Here is a 19,881-nt window from a genome sequence, read left to right on the forward strand (position 1 = left end):
TTACTTTTGCACAAATGAAATTTACAGCCACCCAAATTGCCGGAATTTTAGAGGGAGAAGTTGAGGGTAATCCTCAGATTGCTGTTCATAAATTATCGAAGATAGAAGAAGGGGAAAAAGGCTCATTGACCTTTTTGTCCAATCCAAAATACACTTCATACATCTATTCCACCAAAGCGTCTATTACAATCGTTAACAAGGATTTCGTTCCAGAGCAATCGTTGTCAACTACCTTGATTAAGGTTGAGGACGCCTATAAGTCGTTTTCCAAATTACTAGAATATTACAACCAAGTCAAGAACAACAAAGTGGGAATAGAAAATCCTTCTTTTGTTTCTGAAAGCGCTTCATATGGTGAAGGCTTTTATCTTGGGGCGTTCTCTTATTTGGGAAACAATGTGGTTATTGGAAAAGATGCCAAGGTATATCCAAATGTATATATCGGTGATAATGTTACCATTGGTGATAATGTCGTCATTTTTGCAGGAGCGAAAATTTATTCCGAGTCGATAATAGGAAACGACTGTGTTATTCATAGCGGAGCGATTATAGGTGCTGATGGTTTTGGGTTTACCCCGAATGCAAATGGCGAATACAGTAAGGTTCCTCAAACCGGGAATGTAATTATGGAAGATAATGTAGATGTTGGTGCGGGAACTACGATTGATCGTGCCACATTAGGGTCAACTGTTCTCAGAAAAGGAGTTAAGCTTGACAATCAAATCCAAATAGCCCACAATGTTGAAATTGGAGAACATACTGCCATTGCTGCCCAGACAGGTATAGCAGGGTCTACTAAAATTGGTAAGCATTGCTTAATTGGAGGTCAGGTAGGTATAGTTGGGCACATCACTATTGGTGATAGAGTAAGGATTCAAGCACAATCAGGTATTGGCAGAAATGTGAAAGATGATGAGGTTCTTCAAGGGTCACCTGCATTAAATTATGGTGACTACAACAAATCATATGTTCATTTCAAAAATTTGCCAAAATTGGTGAACAAAATCAACGACATAGAAAAAAAGGTCGAAGGTGAGCAAAACTAGCACGAAACAACGCACAATAAAGGAAAAGGTAACCCTTAACGGAGTAGGGTTACATACAGGAGAGAACGTCACAATGACTTTTGTTCCGGCCCAAGAAAATCATGGATTTGCCTTTAAAAGAGTAGATCTTGAAGGTGAGCCAATCATCGAAGCAGATGCCAACTATGTGGTAAACACGCAGCGGGGCACCAACTTGGAAAAGAACGGGGTGAAAATCCAAACATCAGAACATGTACTTGCTGCTTTGGTTGGATTGGATATAGACAATGTTCTCATTGAATTGGATTCTCCCGAACCTCCTATTATGGATGGTTCTTCCAAATTCTTTGTTCAAGCTCTTGAAGAAGCGGGAATTGTGGAGCAGAAACAAGACAGAAAAGAGTATGTTGTTAAGGATGTCATCAGCTACAAAGATGAAGCTACTGGGAGTGAGATAACCGTTATCCCCGCAGAAACCTACCAGGTTACAACCATGGTAGACTTTGGGACCAAGGTTTTGGGAACACAAAATGCTTCATTAGAAGAGATTTCCGAATTTAAAACCGAAATAGCAGATGCCCGCACCTTTAGTTTTTTACATGAACTCGAGATGCTGTTGGAGCATGGTTTAATAAAAGGTGGAGACCTTAACAATGCCATTGTATATGTTGACAAGGAGATTTCTGAATCTACCATGAAGAAGTTGGAGAAAGCGTTCAACAAAAAGAAGCTTTCCGTAAAGACCAATGGTATATTGGACAACCTTACCTTACACCACCCAAATGAAGCAGCGCGTCACAAGCTGTTGGATGTAATTGGAGATTTAGCGCTTGCAGGCACACGAATCAGAGGAAAGGTGATAGCAAATAAACCGGGACATTTTGTAAACACCCAATTTGCCAAGAAAATTCAAAAGATAATAAAGCAAGAAAAACGTAATTATGTCCCTGATGTTGATTTGACAGCAACGCCGTTGAAAGATGTCAATCAAATTATGGACATGCTGCCCCACAGACCACCTTTTTTGTTGGTCGACAAAATCATGGAACTATCCGACCAACATGTAATTGGAATAAAAAACGTCACCATGAACGAGCCGTTTTTTGTCGGACATTTTCCAGGCGCTCCAGTAATGCCAGGTGTATTGCAAATTGAGGCCATGGCACAAACAGGAGGAATCTTGGTTTTAAGTACAGTTCCCGACCCTGAGAATTACCTTACGTATCTATTGAAGATAGATAATGTGAGATACAAACATCAAGTAGTTCCCGGAGATACACTAATATTCAAATTGGACCTATTGTCTCCCATTAGAAGAGGCATTTGTCAAATGCAAGGACGCGCCTATGCCAATGGCCGACTGGTTTCAGAAGCAGAAATAATGGCGCAAATCACTAAAGTAAAGGGAGAATAATATGAATCAGCCACTTGCCTACGTGCACCCAGGTGCAAAAATTGCAAAGAATGTAGTAATTGAACCCTTTACCACAATTCATAATAATGTCACTATTGGCGAAGGTACCTGGATTGGTTCCAATGTAACCATAATGGAAGGCGCCCGCATCGGAAAGAATTGTAATATTTTTCCTGGAGCCGTGATTTCTGCAATGCCTCAAGATTTAAAATATCAAGGAGAAGAAACAACGGTCCACATTGGTAATAACACCACTATTCGGGAATGCGCAACCATAAATAAGGGTACAGCTGATAGAATGAAAACTGTTATCGGTAATAATTGCTTAATTATGGCCTATTGCCATGTAGCGCATGATTGCCTGGTAGGGGATGGCTGTATTTTCAGTAATGATTCAACCTTAGCAGGTCATGTTACTATTGGTGAAAATGTTGTTTTGGCGGGTATGGTTGCGGTACACCAATTTGTATCTATCGGAAATCATGCCTTTGTAACAGGTGGTTCTCTGGTAAGAAAGGATGTACCTCCATATGTTAAAGCGGCGAGAGAGCCTCTTTCTTATGTAGGAATCAATTCTATTGGATTAAGAAGAAGAGGGTTCACTGCCGAAAAAATCCGGGAAGTCCAGAATATTTACCGCATTCTTTATCAGAAAAACTATAATAATTCCCAAGCGGCTTCTATAATCGAAGCTGAAATGGAAGCTACTCCGGAACGTGATGAAATATTACAGTTCATCCGAGATTCACAACGTGGGATTATGAAAGGTTACTTCAGTTCAAACTAAAATTATGGCAAACACTTCAGATATACGAAAAGGGTTGTGCATAAAGTACAATCACGACATTTTTAAAATTATTGAGTTTCTTCATGTGAAACCTGGAAAAGGACCAGCCTTTGTTCGCACAAAATTAAAAAGTGTCACTACCGGAAAGGTCATTGATAATACCTTTTCTGCAGGGCATAAAATTGAAGATGTTCGTGTGGAAACAAGGTCCTATCAGTATTTATATGCGGAAGGAGATACTTTTCATTTTATGAACACTGATGACTACAATCAGATTTCATTGCAAAAAAGCTCCTTGGACGCTCCAGACCTGTTGAAAGAAGGTGAAGTTGTAACTATTCTTTTCAATACCGAAGATAGCATGCCGCTTTCTGTTGATATGCCCGCTAGTGTCATCTTAGAAGTTACGCATACGGAACCTGGAGTAAAAGGAAATACAGCCACCAACGCTACCAAACCGGCTACCGTTGAAACCGGTGCTAGAATAAATGTACCTCTTTTTATCAACGAAGGAGATAAAATTAAGGTAGAAACGGAAAAAGGAACCTATCAAGAAAGAGTTAAAGAATAACTTAAAATGAAATTTCCTAAACCAACTGCTTTAAAGGAAATTGCCAAAATAATTGACTCTAAATTTATTGGAGACGAAAACTTTCCTGTACTTGGAATGAATGAAATCCATGTGGTTGAAAATGGGGATATCGTTTTTGTAGACCATCCAAAGTATTATGACAAAGCGCTGCAGAGCAAAGCATCTGTAGTGCTAATCAATAAAGAGGTAGAATGTCCGGAAGGGAAGGCACTTCTTATTTCAGAAGAACCTTTTAGTGATTTCAATAAACTTACCGAGCACTTTTCTCCTTTTAAAAGCGCAAACGCAGCAATTGCTGAATCGGCCAAAATCGGCGAAGGAACCATAATTCAGCCTAATGTTTTTGTTGGCAATAACGTTATTATTGGAAAGAATTGCTTGATTCACGCCAATGTTTCCATTTATGATAATTGTATCATTGGCGATAATGTTGTAATTCACAGCGGTACTGTTCTTGGTGCCGATGCCTTTTATTATAAGAAAAGAACGGAAGGTTTTGAAAGGCTACTCTCCAGCGGAAGGGTAATCATTGAAGATAACGTTGACATAGGGGCGTCCTGCACAATTGATAGGGGAGTAACTGGCGACACAACGATTAAAGAATGGACAAAATTAGATAATCAAATTCAGGTAGGGCACGACACTGTAATAGGTAGAAAATGCCAAATAGCATCCCATACTGGAATTGCAGGTTGTGTTGTTATTGAAGATGAAGTGGTATTGTGGGGCCAAGTTGGCGTGATAAGCGCCATCACAATAGGAAAAGGAGCGGTGGTGTATGCACAATCTGGAGTAGCCAAAAGTTTAGAAGGCGGAAAAACATATTTCGGCAGTCCAGCGGAGGAAGCAAGGTCCAAGATGCGTGAAATCAACACTATAAAAAACCTTCCCTCAATGCTAAAATCTTTAAAGGGAAATAGCTAGTAAATTACTTTAACTTTTAGTGGCAATAGTATATTTTTGTCGTTGCTAATAAATTAGAAATATGAGCGTCTTAGTAAACAAAGATTCAAAGATAATTGTTCAAGGTTTTACCGGGAGTGAAGGAACCTTCCATGCAAGTCAAATGATTGAGTATGGGACCAATGTAGTAGGCGGTGTTACCCCAGGTAAAGGAGGGCAAGAACATTTGGAGAAGCCTGTTTTCAATACTGTGGAAGAAGCAGTTGAGAAAGTTGGAGCTGATACCACGATAATATTTGTGCCACCAGCTTTTGCCGCGGACGCAATTATGGAAGCCGCAAGTGCAGGCATCAAAGTAATCATAACCATTACTGAAGGAATTCCAGTGGCGGATATGGTGAAGGCGAATGATTATATCAAAAACTTTGACTGTACACTCGTAGGACCAAATTGTCCAGGAGTTATAACTCCGGAAGAGGCCAAGGTGGGAATTATGCCTGGTTTTGTTTTCAAGAAAGGAAATGTAGGTATCGTTTCTAAATCTGGAACATTGACCTACGAAGCTGCTGACCAAGTTGTTAGACAAGGTTTAGGGATTACCACTGCAATAGGAATTGGAGGAGACCCAATCATCGGGACTACAACTAAAAAAGCTGTAGAACTTTTGATCAATGATGAAGAAACTGAATGCGTGGTTATGATCGGTGAGATTGGTGGTCAATTGGAAGCCGATGCAGCCAAATGGTATCAAGAAAGCGGAAGTAAAAAGCCTATCGTAGGCTTTATCGCCGGTGAAACTGCTCCGGCCGGTAGAACAATGGGGCATGCAGGTGCCATTGTAGGAGGTAGTGATGATACTGCACAAGCAAAGAAACGTATCATGAGGGAATGTGGTATTCATGTTGTGGACTCGCCAGCAGAGATTGGTATAAAAGTGAAAGAAGTAATAGGATAACCACTAGTTAAATCTATACTAAATCCCGTCTTATGCGGGATTTTTTTGTGCCAAAACATAAAACAAAAACTATATTTGGTTAAATAACCGGACAAACAAACACTGAACATTATGAAACTTTTAGATGGCAAGAACGTAATAATCACAGGGGCCAGTAGAGGAATTGGAAGAGGGATTGCCCAAGTATTCGGACAACATGGGGCAAATGTGGCCTTTACCTATAGCTCAAGCGAAGCTCCGGCGCTTGAACTTGAAAAAGAACTCTCAAATATGGGTGTTAAAGCCAAAGCATTTAAAAGTAATGCCGCTAGTTTTTCAGAATCAGAAGAACTTGTAAAACAAGTTCTGGAAATTTTTGATTCCATCGATGTTTTGATTAACAACGCTGGGATTACAAAAGATAACCTATTGATGCGCATGGGTGAAGAAGATTTTGATAAGGTAATTGAAATCAATTTGAAATCTGTTTTTAACATGACCAAAGCTGTGCAAAGAACCATGCTCAAACAACGAAAAGGTTCAATCATCAATATGAGCAGTGTAGTAGGCGTAAAGGGAAATGCAGGACAGACAAACTATGCTGCTTCAAAAGCAGGCATGATAGGATTTACAAAGTCAGTTGCTTTGGAATTGGGGTCTCGAAATATTCGTTGCAATGCTATTGCTCCAGGGTTTATCGAAACTGAAATGACCGATAAGCTTGATGAAAAAACCGTGCAAGGCTGGCGAGATGCAATTCCATTAAAAAGAGGAGGAAGTCCTGAAGACGTTGCCAATGCTTGCATATTTTTGGCATCGGACCTTTCAGGTTATGTCACTGGACAAGTACTGAATGTAGACGGTGGCATGCTAACCTAGTAATGAATGGAAATACGTACGGTGCTCTTGATTATTTTGGCTGTTCTTGCGGCCGTCGTCATCGTATACTTTCAATACTTTTATAAAAGCAACAGAAAAGCCAATTTCAATATTGTATTGGCGGGTTTGCGTTTTTTTACTTTGCTAAGCGCATTTATCCTGTTGGTAAATCCAAAATTCACCAAGAACGAATACTTCTTGGAGAAAGCTAATCTTGTGGTTTTGGTGGACAACTCTTCGTCCATTGAAAGTGGGGAAGACGAACAATTGATTACTGCTGTTTCATCAGTAACAAATCACACCGATTTAAATGAACGCTTCCAAATAGACCAATATGCTTTTTCTACAGAATTAGCTCAAGGTGATTCACTAAAGTTTGACGGGAAAAGCACCAATATCTCCAAAGCACTTTCCAAGATCGATGAAATCTATGCGAACGGCACTAATGCTATTATCTTGCTGACTGATGGTAATCAGACTTTGGGTCGGGATTATGAGTTTTTAAGCTTGGGCATGAACAACTCTATTTATCCTGTCGCCGTTGGAGATACCACACAATTTGAAGATATTTCAATTGGAAGAGTAAATAGCAATACCTATGCCTTTTTAAAGAATAAATTTCCTCTCGAGATATCGGTAAATTACAATGGAAGAAAACCAATTTCTAAAACACTAACTATATCCCTTGATGGAGTTGTTCAATACCAACAACAAGTGGATTTTGGAGAAAATGAAAACAGCAAAACTATAAATGAGTTATTGGAAGCGAAGTCGGTTGGAGTCAAGAGCATTAATGTTCAGATTGCTTCGTTGACCAATGAAAAAAACGTTTTCAACAATACAAGGGAAATTGCTGTTGAAGTAATTGATGAGAAAACTACAGTTACGCTAGTCTCGGAAATAATGCACCCCGATATTGGGGCCATTAAAAAAGCCATAGAAGCTAACGAACAGCGTGTAGTTAACATAAGAAAGCCGCAAGAGGCTTTAAATAGGGTAGATGAAACGGACCTCTTTGTATTATATCAGCCCACAAATAGATTCAAGCCCATCTACGACTATCTGCATAAAAGCGGAACAAATAGTTTTACCATTACGGGCACCAAGACCAGTTGGGCTTTTCTAAATAGTGTGCAGAACAATTTCTTCAAGGAAAATTTCAATCAACCGGAAGAAATTGAGCCGGTTTTGAATACAGCCTTCGGTTCCTTTGGACTTTCTGACTTTTCAATGGACAACTACCCACCATTGTTAGGTAATTTAGGCGATATTGAGCTTAAAGTTCCTAATGACATCTTAGTCCATCAAAGAATTAGAGGGGTGGACCTTGACAAACCATTATTTGCTATTTTGAACGAGTCCACTAGAAGAGAAGCTGTCCTATTTGGAGAAAATATCTGGCGATGGAGAGCACAATCCTATAGAAATACACAAAGTTTTGTTGAGTTCGATGAATTTATGCAAAAGCTAATGGTTTATCTTACCAGCAATGGTAAAAAAAGCAGATTAGAATTGGATTATAAATTGGTTTTTGAAAATTCAAGTGAAGCTAAGATAAGAGCCTATAGCTTTGATGAAAGCTTTATTTTTAACGACAATGCCAATCTTCTTCTAGAATACCGATCTGCAGAAGCTAATTTATCAAGGGAGCTACCAATGCTGTTAAAAGGCAGTTATTTTGAAGCTGACCTAAGCGATTTTTCTCCTGGCGAATACACTTTCACCGTTACCAACCAAGATGAAAACACCAAGCGTTCTGGAGTATTTAAAATACTTGAATTCAACCCTGAAAGATTAATGATTTCGACCAATCATGAAAAATTGCAACGACTCGCCCAAAAAGCCAAAGGCAGTGTTTTTTACTTGGATGAAATGGAAGATCTAATTGTAGAGTTAACCGATTCGAGTGAATTTATCCCTGTACAAAAGAGCAGACAAAATGTCGTATCTTTAATCGATTTCAAGCTTTTGTTGGGCCTAATGGCAGTAACACTTGCACTGGAATGGTTCTTGAGAAAATATAATGGATTAATATAAATAATATACGATGGATAGATTACCCAAAATTGCACTGCCCGTAGTGGTAGTTATTATTTTCGCAATAATATTGATTTCAAAGTCTGCGGTTACAATTGGATCTGGTGAAGCAGGAGTTTTATACAAGACCTTTGGAGGTGGTGTTGTTACAGATGAGCCTGCCCTAGGGGAAGGTTTTCATTTAGTGGCTCCATGGAACAAGGTGTATGTTTATGAAGTTAGACAACAGGAAGTATTTGAAAAAATGCAAGTACTTTCTTCCAATGGATTGGAAATAAAGCTAGATGCTTCTGCATGGTTTCAACCAAAATATGAGGATTTAGGAAGATTGCATCAAGAAAAAGGCGAGTCTTATGTAGATCGCGTTTTACTCCCTACCATTCGTTCTGCTGCTAGGAGTGTTGTTGGACGTTATACACCGGAACAATTGTATTCCAGTAAAAGGGATGCCATTCAACAAGAAATATATGAAGAGACCAAAAAAATTGTGGATGGTCAGTACATTCAATTGAACGAGGTGCTTGTAAGGGATGTTACGCTTCCGCCAACCATTAAAGAAGCTATTGAGCGTAAATTAAAGCAAGAGCAGGAATCTTTAGAATATGAGTTTAGATTAGTAACAGCCTCCAAAGAAGCTGAAAAAGTACGTATCGAAGCACAAGGTAAGGCAGATGCCAACCGTATTTTAAGTGCTTCCTTAACAGATAAAATACTTCAAGACAAAGGAATAGATGCTACGTTGGAGCTTTCAAAATCCCCAAATTCCAAAGTTGTTATTGTGGGTAGTGGAGATTCTGGTTTACCATTGATTTTGGGAAATAACTAAATAAATCTTTTTTGATATAAAAATATATTCTACTTTTGAAGTCGAAATGAGAAATAAAAACACACATCATCACCATTTTTATACTTGCACTCAGGCGAGATAGAAATGTATTGTTGTTTTTAAAATATATTCTAAACCCGTTTGAGAAATCAAACGGGTTTTGTTTTTGAAACCTATTTGGTTTCCGAACAAAATTTAAAGGAATGACTAAAATTAGAATTGCTGTTCAAAAGAGTGGACGCTTAAACCAAGACTCGTTAACGATTTTAAAAGATTGTGGAATTTCCATAGATAATGGAAAAGACCAGCTAAAAGCTACTGCCCGTAATTTCCCTTTAGAGGTATTATATCTTAGAAATGGAGACATTCCCCAATACCTAAGAGATGGGGTAGTGGATATTGCTATCCTTGGAGAAAACGTGTTGGTAGAAAAAGGAGTGGACATTACCATTGCTGAAAAATTAAACTTTTCAAAATGTAGAGTTTGCTTGGCCGTACCCAAAGGAATTACGTATAACTCGGTTAAGGATTTTGAAGGTAAACGCATTGCTACTTCGTATCCAAATACTGTAAATGATTATCTAAAATCAAAAGGGGTAACTGCGGACTTACATATTATCAACGGGTCGGTAGAAATAGCACCTAATATTGGACTTGCCGATGGTATTTGCGATATTGTTTCAAGTGGAAGTACACTCTTCAAAAACAATTTAAAAGAGGTTGAAGTGATTTTGGAGAGTGAAGCGGTATTGGCTGTATCCCCAAAAATCTCCCAAGAACGAAAGGAAATACTGGAAAAACTTCAATTTAGGATAAAATCAGTTTTACAAGCGAGACAGAACAAATATGTCTTGCTAAATGCACCTAATGATAAATTAGAAAAGATTATTGCTTTATTGCCTGGAATGCGAAGCCCAACGGTTTTGCCATTGGCCGAAGAAGGTTGGAGTTCAGTACATACAGTCATCAAAAAGAATACTTTCTGGGAGGTGATTGACGAGTTAAAATTGGCTGGAGCTGAGGGGATTTTAGTATGCCCAATTGAAAAAATGGTAGTGTAACATGTATCAGATAAAATTCATAGAGGAGCAAAACCGAAGTGAGATTGTTCCGTTCCTAAAAAAACTAGATGCTTCTATTCCTACTGAAGTCTTGGAAGAACGTTTATTGGGCATGTTTCAGAATGCGTATAAGTGTATTGGTGTTTATCATGGTTCCAAACTCATAGGTATATCAGGTTTGTGGGTATTGACCAAATACTATATTGGAAAGCATATCGAGCCAGACAACGTATATATTCTAAGTGAATATCAAGGCAAGGGAATAGGAAAACAGCTAATGGAGTGGATTTTCAATTATAGTAAATCAATAGGTTGTAACGGCTCTGAACTCAATTGTTATACAAAGAATGAATCTGGGCAAAGATTCTGGGAAAGTCAAGGGTATGTAATGGTAGGATATCACTACCAAAAAAGATTCTGAAAGCTATGCAGAAAATTAAATATCCAAATAAAGAAAATTGGGAGTCGTTATTAAAACGACCCACCCAAACCGTTTCTGATATTGAGGGAACGGTTACTGAGATTTTTGAAGAGATAAAAACTCTGGGGGATTCTGCTGTTAGGGAATACACGAAAAGGTTTGATAAAGTTAGCTTGGATTCTTTTTTAGTCACCAAGGAAGAAATTGAAAAAGCTTCAGATCAAGTTCCGGAAGAATTGAAGCAAGCTATTGCTCTAGCGAAGAATAATATTGAAAAATTTCACGCTGCGCAAAAAACGGACAGGGTTAACTTGGAAACTATGCCAGGGGTTTCCTGTTGGCAGGAAAAAAGAGCCATTCAGAAAATTGGATTATATATTCCGGGAGGTACAGCACCCTTGTTTTCAACAATTTTAATGTTGGCCGTTCCAGCTAGGATTGCAGGTTGCAAGGAAATCGTGCTTTGTACACCTCCAGATGAGTTTGGAAAAATCAATCCAACAATTTTATACACCGCCAATCTTTGTGGTGTGACCCAAATCTTCAAAGTAGGGGGGATTCAGGCCATAGCGGGAATGACCTTTGGTACGAAGACCATTCCTAAAGTCTATAAGATTTTTGGGCCAGGAAATCAGTATGTAACAGTTGCAAAACAATTGGCTACAAAATATGGTGTTGCCATCGATATGCCAGCCGGACCAAGCGAGTTGTTGGTAGTTGCTGATGATTCAGCTGAGCCGTCGTTTGTAGCTTCAGACTTATTGAGTCAGGCAGAACACGGAACTGATAGTCAAGTTATATTGGTTTCCACTTCAGAAAAACTATTGGATAGTGTGGCTTTAGAGGTTGAAAATCAAATAAAAGCACTTCCACGAAGAGCCATTGCTGAAAAAGCAATTGAAAACAGCAAACTCATTTTGGTTAATACCGACCTGGAAGCAGTTGACTTGATTAATGAATATGGCCCAGAACACTATATAGTATGTGTGGAGAATGAAGATTTTTACATTGAAAATACAATTAATGCAGGCTCGGTTTTTATTGGAAATTATACCCCTGAAAGTGCGGGGGACTATGCTTCGGGAACCAATCATACGTTACCAACAAATGGTTATGCAAAGCAGTATAGCGGTGTAAATCTTGATAGTTTTATGAAGAGCATAACATTTCAAAAAATAAGTAAGGAAGGAATATTGGGTATTGGGAATGCAATTGAGCTAATGGCAGAGGCTGAAGGGTTGGACGCACACAAAAATGCCGTTACTATTCGATTAAAAAGTTTAAAATGACATCTGTTTTCAACATAGATAAATTGGTCAGGGAAACCGTAAAAGGTTTAAAGCCGTATTCATCGGCAAGGGATGAGTACGTTTCGGATGGGTCTAAAATGATTTTTTTGGATGCCAATGAGAACCCTTTTGAAAATGGCCTAAATCGCTATCCTGACCCACAACAGCGCAGTTTAAAGACACTTTTATCAGAACAGAAACAAGTTCCCGAACAAAACATTCTGTTGGGAAATGGTAGTGATGAAGTTTTAGATTTGATTTTTAGGGCTTTTTGCGAGCCAAATCAAGATAACATCATCACCTTACCACCTACCTATGGTATGTATAAGGTATTGGCCGGAATCAATGCGGTTGAGAACCGGGAAGTTTTGTTGACCTCGGATTTTGAACCAGATGTACCACAGATTTTGGAAAAGGTTGGCGAAAATTCCAAAATTATTTTCATCTGTTCACCCAACAATCCAACAGGGAATACCTTTCAAAAGAAAAACATAGAAGAACTACTGGAAAATTTTAATGGCCTGGTTGTAATAGATGAAGCTTACGTAGATTTCTCTGAAAATGAGAGTTGGATTTCTACTTTAGACAGTTATCCAAATCTAATCATAACCCAAACCATGTCCAAAGCGTATGGAATGGCAGGGATTCGATTGGGGATATGTTATGCATCTGCAGAAATAATTACCATACTCAACAAGATTAAACCACCATATAATGTTAATCAACTAACACAATACCAGGCACTAAAGAGAGTGTTGGATGATACATTGGTGCAAGAAGAGGTTGAACAAATTTTGAAAGAACGTAAAGCCTTGGTCAATGCACTAAAGGAGGTGACTTTTATTGAAAAAGTCTATTCTTCAGATGCAAACTTTGTATTGGTAAAAGTAGATGATGCCAGTAAGCGATACCAACAACTGCTTGATGCCAATGTAGTTGTTCGAAATAGGAGTAATCAGCCTTTATGTGAAAATACATTACGGTTTACGGTTGGTACTCCAGACGAAAATAAAAAACTGATTGCTATTTTAAAGGAACTGAACTAATGGGCAAAAAAGTACTTTTCATAGATAGGGATGGAACTATCATCAAAGAAACTGTTGATGAACAGATAGATGCGTTTGATAAAATGATTTTTTATCCCAAGGTATTTACCTTTTTGGGGAAGATTGCAAAGGAACTCGATTATGAACTGGTCATGATTACCAATCAGGATGGGTTGGGTACAGATGTTTTTCCCGAGGAAACCTTTTGGCCCGTACATAATTTCATTTTAAAATCCTTCGAAAATGAGGGTGTTGTATTTGATAAAGTTTTGATTGATCGCACTTTCCCAAAAGACAATGCAGATACTCGCAAGCCGGGTACTGGTTTATTGACTGAATATTTTACAGAGGAATATGACTTAAAAAATTCATTTGTCCTTGGAGATCGGTTAACCGACATGGAACTTGCAAAAAACCTGGGGGCAAAGGGTATTTTCATCAATGATAAAACGAATCTGGGTACTAATGAGATTACAGTGAAACGGAGTGAATTGGATGATTTCATTGCGTTGGAAAACAATGATTGGGAAAAAATTTATGAATTTTTGAAATTGGAATCCAGGGTCTCAGAAATCTCACGGAAAACCAATGAAACTGACATCAAAATCAAACTTAATCTTGATGGGACCGGAAAAAGCGACATAGACACTGGTCTTTCATTCTTCGACCATATGCTGGATCAGCTCGCCAGGCATGGACAAATGGATTTGGACATAAAAGTTGATGGTGATTTAGAAGTAGATGAGCACCATACCATTGAGGATACAGCCATAGCCTTGGGAGAGTTGTTTTCCAAAGTTTTGGGAAATAAATTAGGAATAGAACGCTACGGTTTCTGTTTACCCATGGATGATTGCTTGGCACAAGTTGCCATCGATTTTGGTGGGCGCAATTGGTTGGTTTGGGATGCGGATTTTAAACGTGAAAAAGTCGGGGATATGCCCGCTGAAATGTTTATGCACTTTTTCAAATCATTTTCGGATGGAGCCAAAGCAAATTTGAACATCAAGGCGGAGGGCACAAACGAGCATCATAAAATTGAAGCCATTTTCAAGGCATTTGCAAAGTCAATTAAAATGGCAGTAAAACGAGATGTTGAAAAGATGGTTCTACCATCCACAAAGGGGGTTTTATAGATGAAAATAGTTATTATCAACTATGGTGCTGGAAATATTCAAAGTATCAAGTTTGCGATACAACGGTTAGGATACGAAGCAATTTTAAATGATACTGTGGAAGAAATCCAAAATGCAGACAAAGTGATATTTCCAGGAGTAGGGGAGGCTAGTTCTGCAATGTCAAAATTAAGATTGAGCGGTTTGGACGAAATTGTACCGCAATTAAAACAACCCGTTTTAGGGATTTGCTTGGGAATGCAATTGATGTGCAATTTTTCTGAGGAAGGCAATACGAAAGGACTTGGAATATTTGATTTGGATGTGGTGAAGTTTCCGAAATCTGTAAAGGTTCCACAAATTGGATGGAATGAAATTAGTAGTTTGAAATCGGATTTGTTTACTGCCGTCCCAGAGAAATCACATATCTATTTGGTGCATAGTTATTATGCGCCTCTTGGTGATGAAACTATTGCAGAATCGGAATACGCTTTGTCTTATAGTGCCGCATTGCAAAAAGATAATTTCTATGGAACCCAATTCCATCCAGAAAAAAGTAGTGTTATTGGTGAACGTATTTTACGAAATTTTTTAGAGCTGTAATGAATGCTGAATTTTATATATCAACAGAAAAGAGTAAACTAAATATTAGCAGGATACACCAGGAAGTTAAAAACTCGTACTGGGGAGATTATAGGACTATGGAAATGACAAAGTCTACAATAGAAAATTCAATATGTTTTGGGGTCTATTCCAAGACCAATGAGCAAGTAGGTTTTGCACGGGTACTAACAGACAAATTCGTTCTTGCCTACATAATGGATGTGCTTATTTTTGATGCACATAAAGGCAAGGGGCTTGGTAAAATGTTGATAGAATACATTCTGAATCATCCGATTATTAAAAATGTCCAAACCATTGCATTAAAAACCAAAGACGCCCATGGCCTGTATGAACCGTATGGTTTTAATAGAATAGGAGATTCCAGTATGTGGATGGCAAAAGATAGAGCAAAATACAACTAGAGGTATGCGAATAATCCCAGCAATAGATATTATTGAAGGTAAATGTGTAAGACTTTCCAAGGGAGATTACAGTACAAAAAAAGTGTACAATGAAAACCCTTTGGAAATTGCCAAAGAATTTGAAGCGCATGGAATTGAATACTTGCACTTAGTGGATTTAGACGGTGCAAAATCAAAACATATTGTAAACCATAAGGTATTGGAGGATATTGCAACCAAAACCAATCTTAAGATTGATTTTGGCGGCGGATTAAAAACCAATGAAGATCTTCATGTTGCCTTTGAAAGTGGAGCTAGTCAAATAACAGGGGGAAGCATTGCCGTAAAGGATAAGGATACTTTTCTGGGGTGGTTGAAAACCTATGGGACCGATAAAATAATTCTTGGAGCAGACGCTAAAGATGAAAAAGTAGCTGTTTCAGGCTGGCAAGAAGAATCCAATCAGGATTTGCTGCCGTTTATAAAATCCTATCAAAGCAAAGGAGTCAAATATGTGATTTGTACGGATATCAGTAAAGATGGAATGCTCGAAGGACCCTCATTTGAACTGTACAAACGGATATTGATGAAAACAAAAAAGGTAGAAACTCTCGTAACCGGAAGTGGTGTTGAAGACAGAAAAGTTATTGGAATATCGCTGATTGCCAGTGGAGGTATTTCACGCTTTGAGGAATTACCCAAACTAGCCGAAATTGGTTGTGAGGGAACCATTATTGGCAAGGCCATTTATGAAAATAGAATTAGCCTAAAACAATTGGAAAATTATATTCTGGAAAATGGATAGTCAAATACGAAAAGAATTTATCGAAAACGCATGCTACCGCATGGACGAGAGTCTGAGGATGATTAAAACCTGTTTGGACAGACTTCCTGAAAATGTGATTTGGCAAAAACCAAATGAAGTAACAAATAGCATTGGAAACCTAATCCTGCATCTATGCGGTAACATTACCCAATATGGAATTGCTTCTTTAAATGGTCTGGAGGATAACCGAAATCGGGATGAAGAATTTTCCATCCTGTCAGGGTATTCAAAAAATGAGTTGTTGAACAAATTGGTCGCTACCATTAGCAAAGCAAAAAAATCCATTTCAGAGGCTCCCATAGAAGAACTCTTAAAGAAAAGGTACGTACAGGGATTTGAATTTTCAGGTATAGGTAATATTGTTCACATTGTTGAACATTTATCCTACCATACAGGACAAATTGCACTTTGGACCAAATTATTGAACAATACCGATTTAGGATTTTATGATGGTATTAATCTCAATACAAAAAACGAGAACTAAATGTTGACAAAACGGATTATACCTTGTTTGGACATCAAAAATGGAAGAACCGTTAAAGGAATCAACTTTGTTGATTTAAGAGATGCTGGTGACCCTGTAGAATTGGCTGAAATCTATGCAAGAGAAGGAGCTGATGAGTTGGTCTTTTTGGACATTTCCGCTACAGAGGAAAGAAGAAAGACTTTGGCAAACTTAGTGTATCATGTAGCAGAGAAAGTAAACATTCCATTCACGGTTGGTGGTGGAATCTCATCTGTTGAAGATGTGGATATTTTGTTGCACAACGGAGCGGACAAAGTCTCTATTAACTCTTCGGCTGTAAAACGACCAGAATTGATTGATGAACTGGTCGCTAAATTTGGATCCCAATGTATTGTTGTTGCCATTGACGCAAAACAAATAGATGGAAGCTGGAAAGTACATCTAGTGGGGGGCAAAGTTCCAACGGAAATAGATCTTTTTGAATGGGCCAAAGAAGTTGAGGAACGAGGAGCGGGAGAAATTCTTTTCACTTCTATGGATCATGATGGCACAAAGGGCGGATTTGCGAACGAAGCGTTGGCAAAATTGTCCTCCCTTGTAAACATTCCTGTTATAGCTTCAGGTGGTGCAGGAGCAATTTCACATTTTACAGATACTTTTACTATTGGAAAAGCCGATGCTGCTTTGGCCGCTAGTATTTTTCATTTTAAGGAAATCGAAATAAAAGATTTAAAAGAAGAACTAAAGAAAGAGGGAATCCCTATTAGACTATAGCAATGAAAATAGACTTTACTAAAAATACTGACGGATTGGTGCCGGCAATAATTCAAGATGCCACGACTAAAAATGTTTTAATGTTGGGATATATGAATCAAGAAGCCTTGGACGTAACCCAAAAGACCAAGAAAGTCACCTTTTTTAGCCGAAGTAAAAATCGCCTTTGGACGAAAGGTGAAGAAAGTGGGAACTTCTTACACTTGGTCACTATTAAAAATGATTGTGACAATGATGCCTTGCTTATTACAGTAAATCCTGAAGGCCCAACCTGTCATACAGGAACAGATACGTGTTGGTCAGAGGAAAATGTTCAAGATTATGGGTTTCTTTCTACGTTAGAGGATATAATTACATCTCGAAAAGAAGATGTGGAAAATCCTGATAGTTACGTAGCATCCCTATTCAAGAAAGGAATAAATAAAATAGCACAAAAGGTAGGGGAAGAGGCCGTTGAAACGGTAATAGAGGCTAAGGATAACAATGACGACCTTTTTTTGAACGAGAGCGCGGATTTACTATTTCATTATCTAATTTTATTGCAAGCTAAAGGGTATCGTCTTGAGGATATTGTAAAGGTATTGGAGTCCAGACATTGATTATTGAAGAAAGTAGTCATATAATAGTTAGCTCATAACATATTGGTATACAGATTCTTTAAAGTTTCGACTAAGAGGGATACTTGCTTGGGTCAATTTTACTCTTACCTTTTCTAGTGCTTGTATTTTGGTAATGGAGACAACGTAGGATTTATGCACTTGAATGAATCCTGAATTAGGCAACAAATCCCAAATTCGCTTTAACGGCATAAGCGTCATAAACTTACTTTCCAAGGTATGAATAACAACATAGTTTTGCAGCGCCTGAATATATTCTATTTCTGAAATCTTGATTTTTTGGTAAATGCTATCACATTTTACAAAGAAAAATGGCTCGGTGTCATCCTGAAGAGAGCCTGCGGTTCCCTGAGTTTTTAACCGAAGATAGTCTTTGGCCTTTAAAACGGATTTGTGGAACCTAACGAATGTAATCGGCTTAACTAGATAGTCCAGTACATCCAGTTCGTATCCCTCCAATGCATAGTTGGGATAGGCGGTTGTTAGTATAACCAATGGCCGCTGGGTAGTATTCTTTAAATATTCGATTCCCGTCATTATGGGCATCTGGATATCCATAAAAATCAAATCAATACTTTTCCCATCAGATAATTTTAGAAGTTGTGATGGATTTGTAGCCTCACCAACGAAACTCAAAAACTCTGTTTTTGCTATGTAGTCAATAATGCACTCTCGTGCTAAAGGTTCGTCATCAACAACAACACAATTCATAGTCATGATCAGGCGATTTTAGAATTTTCAGTTAATTGCGTTTTCAAGGCTATCTCCAAAGTAATGGAATATTCTATATTGGACTTAAACACTTCAAGTTTATGGGAGCTAGGATATACAAGTTCCAATCTGCGTTTGACATTCGCTAGACCTATGCCCGAGGACTCCGAGATAGAGGCCACTATGAGTTCTGGCTTACTATTCGCTACTGAAAGGTATAGAATGTCATTAGTTGTTTTTAAATCGATGGTTATCCAGTTTCTGGAGTCCTCATGATGCGATACGTGTTTAAATGCATTTTCAACAAAGGGCATCAATAAAAAAGGTGAGATACTGTATCTCGAAGTATTGGAATTGTCAATAGAAACTTTAAGGTCCAAATAGGAAAGATCTTGTCTCAAGGATTCCAATTCAATATAATTTTTCAGATAACTGATTTCCTGGGTTAATGCAATTTCCGGTTCATTGCATTGATAAAGTTGATATCGCAGTAGTTCAGAGAATTTTGCGAGTGATGCCGAAGCCCTGTCTTGATCTTTATGTATTAGAACAAAAATAGAATTGATGGTGTTGAATAAAAAGTGTGGGTTGAATTGTGATTTCAAAAATTTCAACTCAGTTTCCAGTTTTTCTTTTTCCAAGTCTTGTTGTCGCTTTTGAGAGGCAATCCAAATTTTGGTCAGTTTTATGCTTAAACCCAATGTTGTCGCCCCAACACAGGAAGGCAATGCGTTATGCTTAAAAATAGTGATGGGAGTCTCGGGATAAATATTATATAATTCATATACCGATGTGTTGGCGACAAATCCAGCCAGATAATAGTTAGCCGTGATTACAGTTGCCATAAGGATAATCACACCAATGGTTGAAAGAAAGAATATAAGATGTTTCCCTTTTTGCAGAAACTTGGGAATTAGCACATAGAGACAAAAGTATACCCCTAAAGCCTGATACACCACATAGCCCAAATATTTGACGACTCCATAAGGTTCAGTTATAGATTCAAAGACTCCAGAAATACTACCAGAAAACAGCGACCACCATGCAAAGTGATAAATCGCCCAGAACAGAATATGGTGGATTTTATAGCGCTCTAAAAATGCAGTAAATGTAGCTAAAGTGTTTACAGGCATAATTCTTTAAAAACGTTTTCA

Annotated in this window: 22 protein-coding genes; 20 read left to right on the forward strand and 2 right to left on the reverse strand. The window is 38.2% G+C overall.

What is annotated here, in order from left to right:
* The first annotated feature begins 14 nt into the window (after positions 1-14).
* The 20 genes from lpxD (at position 15) to hisIE (ending at position 17,998) form a co-directional block, all read left to right on the forward strand.
* Entirely contained in the window at positions 15-1,046 is a 1,032-nt protein-coding gene (gene lpxD / locus ACOKFG_RS11225; RefSeq protein ID WP_298789574.1) for a UDP-3-O-(3-hydroxymyristoyl)glucosamine N-acyltransferase, read from the forward strand.
* Positions 1,033-2,439, forward strand: a complete 1,407-nt coding sequence (locus tag ACOKFG_RS11230; protein WP_299485210.1) for a bifunctional UDP-3-O-[3-hydroxymyristoyl] N-acetylglucosamine deacetylase/3-hydroxyacyl-ACP dehydratase — start codon at positions 1,033-1,035, stop codon at positions 2,437-2,439. Before lpxD ends, ACOKFG_RS11230 begins: the two co-directional genes overlap by 14 nt.
* A gap of 1 nt (position 2,440) precedes the next feature.
* Positions 2,441-3,226: an acyl-ACP--UDP-N-acetylglucosamine O-acyltransferase gene (gene lpxA, locus ACOKFG_RS11235; RefSeq protein WP_298789578.1), complete on the forward strand. Its 786-nt coding sequence runs from the start codon at positions 2,441-2,443 to the stop codon at positions 3,224-3,226.
* A gap of 4 nt (positions 3,227-3,230) precedes the next feature.
* Positions 3,231-3,797, forward strand: a complete 567-nt coding sequence (gene efp, locus ACOKFG_RS11240) for an elongation factor P (protein ID WP_298789580.1) — start codon at positions 3,231-3,233, stop codon at positions 3,795-3,797.
* Positions 3,798-3,803: 6 nt separating this feature from the next.
* Complete coding sequence (locus ACOKFG_RS11245) at positions 3,804-4,742, forward strand: UDP-3-O-(3-hydroxymyristoyl)glucosamine N-acyltransferase (RefSeq protein WP_298789582.1); 939 nt, start codon at positions 3,804-3,806, stop codon at positions 4,740-4,742.
* A gap of 61 nt (positions 4,743-4,803) precedes the next feature.
* Positions 4,804-5,676 (forward strand): succinate--CoA ligase subunit alpha, encoded by an 873-nt coding sequence (gene sucD / locus ACOKFG_RS11250; protein WP_298789584.1) that lies wholly within the window; start codon positions 4,804-4,806, stop codon positions 5,674-5,676.
* Positions 5,677-5,787: 111 nt separating this feature from the next.
* Complete coding sequence (gene fabG / locus ACOKFG_RS11255; RefSeq protein WP_298789585.1) at positions 5,788-6,534, forward strand: 3-oxoacyl-[acyl-carrier-protein] reductase; 747 nt, start codon at positions 5,788-5,790, stop codon at positions 6,532-6,534.
* 6 nt (positions 6,535-6,540) lie between these two features.
* Positions 6,541-8,571 carry a VWA domain-containing protein gene (locus ACOKFG_RS11260; protein WP_298789588.1) on the forward strand — a complete coding sequence of 677 codons (2,031 nt, stop codon included), beginning with the start codon at positions 6,541-6,543 and terminating at the stop codon, positions 8,569-8,571.
* Between the two features lie 10 nt (positions 8,572-8,581).
* Positions 8,582-9,397, forward strand: coding sequence for a prohibitin family protein (locus ACOKFG_RS11265; RefSeq protein ID WP_298789590.1), 816 nt, complete (start codon positions 8,582-8,584; stop codon positions 9,395-9,397).
* 203 nt (positions 9,398-9,600) lie between these two features.
* The gene (gene hisG, locus ACOKFG_RS11270; protein ID WP_422861264.1) at positions 9,601-10,458 is read left to right on the forward strand and encodes an ATP phosphoribosyltransferase; all 858 of its coding nucleotides are present in this window, start codon (positions 9,601-9,603) and stop codon (positions 10,456-10,458) included.
* Position 10,459: 1 nt separating this feature from the next.
* Positions 10,460-10,879, forward strand: a complete 420-nt coding sequence (locus ACOKFG_RS11275) for a GNAT family N-acetyltransferase (RefSeq protein ID WP_422861265.1) — start codon at positions 10,460-10,462, stop codon at positions 10,877-10,879.
* A 5-nt stretch (positions 10,880-10,884) separates the two neighbouring features.
* A complete protein-coding gene (hisD, locus tag ACOKFG_RS11280; protein ID WP_422861266.1) occupies positions 10,885-12,168 on the forward strand; it encodes a histidinol dehydrogenase in 1,284 nt (427 codons plus the stop codon).
* On the forward strand, positions 12,165-13,214 hold the full coding sequence (gene hisC / locus ACOKFG_RS11285; protein WP_422861267.1) for a histidinol-phosphate transaminase: 1,050 nt from the start codon (positions 12,165-12,167) through the stop codon (positions 13,212-13,214). The genes hisD and hisC overlap by 4 nt, the downstream gene beginning before the upstream one ends.
* Positions 13,214-14,350: a bifunctional histidinol-phosphatase/imidazoleglycerol-phosphate dehydratase HisB gene (gene hisB, locus ACOKFG_RS11290; RefSeq protein WP_422861268.1), complete on the forward strand. Its 1,137-nt coding sequence runs from the start codon at positions 13,214-13,216 to the stop codon at positions 14,348-14,350. Before hisC ends, hisB begins: the two co-directional genes overlap by 1 nt.
* Positions 14,351-14,932, forward strand: coding sequence for an imidazole glycerol phosphate synthase subunit HisH (hisH, locus tag ACOKFG_RS11295; protein ID WP_422861269.1), 582 nt, complete (start codon positions 14,351-14,353; stop codon positions 14,930-14,932).
* Positions 14,932-15,354: a GNAT family N-acetyltransferase gene (locus tag ACOKFG_RS11300; protein ID WP_422861270.1), complete on the forward strand. Its 423-nt coding sequence runs from the start codon at positions 14,932-14,934 to the stop codon at positions 15,352-15,354. Before hisH ends, ACOKFG_RS11300 begins: the two co-directional genes overlap by 1 nt.
* Positions 15,355-15,358: 4 nt before the next feature.
* On the forward strand, positions 15,359-16,138 hold the full coding sequence (locus tag ACOKFG_RS11305) for a HisA/HisF-related TIM barrel protein (protein WP_422861271.1): 780 nt from the start codon (positions 15,359-15,361) through the stop codon (positions 16,136-16,138).
* Positions 16,131-16,643, forward strand: a complete 513-nt coding sequence (locus tag ACOKFG_RS11310) for a DinB family protein (protein WP_422861272.1) — start codon at positions 16,131-16,133, stop codon at positions 16,641-16,643. The genes ACOKFG_RS11305 and ACOKFG_RS11310 overlap by 8 nt, the downstream gene beginning before the upstream one ends.
* The gene (gene hisF / locus ACOKFG_RS11315) at positions 16,644-17,399 is read left to right on the forward strand and encodes an imidazole glycerol phosphate synthase subunit HisF (protein WP_422861273.1); all 756 of its coding nucleotides are present in this window, start codon (positions 16,644-16,646) and stop codon (positions 17,397-17,399) included.
* 2 nt (positions 17,400-17,401) lie between these two features.
* The gene (gene hisIE, locus ACOKFG_RS11320; RefSeq protein WP_422861274.1) at positions 17,402-17,998 is read left to right on the forward strand and encodes a bifunctional phosphoribosyl-AMP cyclohydrolase/phosphoribosyl-ATP diphosphatase HisIE; all 597 of its coding nucleotides are present in this window, start codon (positions 17,402-17,404) and stop codon (positions 17,996-17,998) included.
* 27 nt (positions 17,999-18,025) lie between these two features.
* On the opposite strand, the gene ACOKFG_RS11325 is transcribed toward hisIE, so the two are convergent.
* Both ACOKFG_RS11325 and ACOKFG_RS11330 read right to left on the reverse strand, forming a co-directional pair.
* Complete coding sequence (locus ACOKFG_RS11325) at positions 18,026-18,733, reverse strand: LytR/AlgR family response regulator transcription factor (protein ID WP_298789613.1); 708 nt, start codon at positions 18,731-18,733, stop codon at positions 18,026-18,028.
* A 2-nt stretch (positions 18,734-18,735) separates the two neighbouring features.
* Positions 18,736-19,860, reverse strand: coding sequence for a histidine kinase (locus ACOKFG_RS11330; protein WP_298789615.1), 1,125 nt, complete (start codon positions 19,858-19,860; stop codon positions 18,736-18,738).
* Between the last annotated feature and the right edge of the window lie 21 nt (positions 19,861-19,881).

Origin of the sequence: Flagellimonas rhodophyticola, assembly GCF_049332665.1 — a bacterium.
GTDB lineage: Bacteria > Bacteroidota > Bacteroidia > Flavobacteriales > Flavobacteriaceae > Flagellimonas.